Below are 379 nucleotides of genomic sequence, written 5' to 3'. Positions count from 1 at the left end.
CGCCGGGGTGCCGGGCGCAGTCGCCGATCGCGTACACCCGCCCGTCGCCGGTCCGCAGCGCGTCATCGACCAGCACGCCCCCGTCGACGGGCAGTCCGGCGTCGGCGGCCAGCCCCGTCTCGGGGCGCACCCCCGTGGAGACGACGACGAGGTCGGCGTGCACCTGCCCGCCGTCGTCGAGGGTGAGTCCGTCGCCGGGCACGTACTTCACGGCGGTGCGGCCCAGGCGGAACTCCACCCCGGCCGTGCCGAGCGTGCGCGCCAGCACGGCACCCGCGTCCGGGTCGAGCTGCCGGTCGAGCACGTGTCCTCCGGGGTGGACGACGGTGACCGGGCAACCGCGTCCGGCCAGGGCCCGGGCGGCCTCCAGGCCGAGCAG

Annotated in this window: 1 protein-coding gene; it reads right to left on the bottom strand. The window is 77.8% G+C overall.

Going from position 1 to position 379, the window contains the following annotated elements:
• On the bottom strand, positions 1–379 hold a 379-nt coding region (locus tag SACPADRAFT_RS25580; protein ID WP_040923928.1), incomplete at both ends, for an FAD-dependent oxidoreductase.

The organism is Saccharomonospora iraqiensis subsp. paurometabolica YIM 90007, assembly GCF_000231035.2.
Taxonomy (GTDB): domain Bacteria; phylum Actinomycetota; class Actinomycetes; order Mycobacteriales; family Pseudonocardiaceae; genus Saccharomonospora; species Saccharomonospora paurometabolica.
Note: the sequence above shows the minus strand (reverse complement) of the source record. Positions and strands in the feature narration are given on the sequence as shown.